This window comes from uncultured Campylobacter sp., assembly GCF_937949835.1.
In the GTDB taxonomy this organism is placed as follows: Bacteria; Campylobacterota; Campylobacteria; order Campylobacterales; family Campylobacteraceae; genus Campylobacter_B.
In genome coordinates this window covers 1-1,336 of record NZ_CALEDC010000209.1, presented here as the reverse complement: position 1 = coordinate 1,336, position 1,336 = coordinate 1, and the positions used below count along the sequence as shown (strand labels likewise).

General features: G+C 47.4%; 3 protein-coding genes. 1 reads left to right on the top strand and 2 read right to left on the bottom strand.

Annotation, left to right across the window (positions count from 1 at the left end; all coding sequences use genetic code 11):
• Both Q0256_RS04875 and Q0256_RS04870 read right to left on the bottom strand, forming a co-directional pair.
• Nucleotides 1-438: DHH family phosphoesterase (locus Q0256_RS04875; RefSeq protein WP_297960603.1), on the bottom strand; the 438-nt coding region annotated here is incomplete at its 3' end.
• Nucleotides 435-848 carry an Rrf2 family transcriptional regulator gene (locus Q0256_RS04870; RefSeq protein ID WP_297944765.1) on the bottom strand — a complete coding sequence of 138 codons (414 nt, stop codon included), beginning with the start codon at nucleotides 846-848 and terminating at the stop codon, nucleotides 435-437. The genes Q0256_RS04870 and Q0256_RS04875, both read right to left, overlap by 4 nt.
• A 104-nt stretch (nucleotides 849-952) precedes the next feature.
• On the opposite strand from Q0256_RS04870, the gene rpsO reads away from it, so the two are divergent.
• Nucleotides 953-1,225 (top strand): 30S ribosomal protein S15, encoded by a 273-nt coding sequence (rpsO, locus tag Q0256_RS04865; protein WP_005871877.1) that lies wholly within the window; start codon nucleotides 953-955, stop codon nucleotides 1,223-1,225.
• Nucleotides 1,226-1,336 lie beyond the last annotated feature (111 nt).

Genomic DNA, 1,336 nt, shown 5'->3' with positions numbered 1-1,336 from the left:
GATATCCACGGCGTTTACGACGCGCACGAACTTATCCAGCCGCGGCGAGCCGCCAAACATCGCGCTGAAAAAATCATAGGTGATCTTCGTGGCGCAGCGCGAAGAGTCCAAAAAATACCACGGGAATTTTTTCGCGCACTCAAGCCCGCTTTGATGATGATCCAGAAGTATCACGCGGGCGTTGCGACGGGCTAGCTCGCCGCTAAATTTCTCGCACTGCGCGGGCAGTAAATTTAGATCGGTGATTAAAACCAGGCTTTTCTCGTCCGCGTCTGCAGCGAGCCTTTCATCGATACTAGCGAGGATGAGATCAAATTTTTCGTTTATCTCCTTGCCGTAGTTGGCGTTGAAAAATTCCACGTCCGTCAAATAGTGCGCCGCGACGAACTGCGCGCCGTAGCCGTCCAGATCGGTGTGGCTTAGGTGATATATTTTCATTTGCGCTCTTTGCCGATGATGTCTGCTAGCGTGATCGTATCCATATACTCATCGACTTTTTCTTGAAGCTCGCCAAACATTAGATTGACGCGGCATAGCGTGCGACCGTTCGGGCAGGCGTCGATCCCCTCGGCGGTGCAGTCAAATACCGTCGCCTTGCGTCTTTCGGCGCTTTTGATGATCTCGCTTAGCGTGATCTCGTCCGCATTGCGCGCGAGCACAAAGCCGCCCTTGGCGCCTTTGAAGGAATTTAAAAGTCTCGCACGAGCTAAATTTTGTAAAATTTTAGCCAAAAAGCTGCGTGAAATTCCAAGCTCGCTAGAGATCGAATCGACATCCATCGACTCCTCCTTGCCCGCGATGCAGATCATTGAAAGCAGGGCGTATTCGCTTGCTTTTGTAAAAAGCATTTATTTTCTCCTTTGGTGTCAAAGCGTGCATTTTACACAAAGAAAGCAAAAATTTAGGTTAATTAAGTATAATCGCTTCCTATTTTACCGATCAGGAGGTCATCATGGCTTTAGACACGGCTCAAAAAGCACAGATAGTTGCGAAATTCGCTAGAAGAGAGAAAGATACAGGTTCTGCAGAGGTGCAAATCGCGCTTCTTACCGAGAGGATCACGCTTCTTACCACTCATTTGCAAGCAAATCCGAAAGATTTTTCATCTCGCTTAGGACTACTAAAGCTAGTAGGTCAGCGTAAAAGAATGATGAAATATCTTAAAAACAAAGACTACGCAGTTTACTCCAAGCTCGTTAGTGAGTTAAATTTAAGAGATAAATAAGCTTCTTTGCTCGCGGCGGCGTTTATTTTGTCCGTCGCGATTATACACGGCGTCCGCCAAACGGTGGACGCTTTTTTTATGCCTGGAATTTCAGCGATTGCGGTTTTGAAA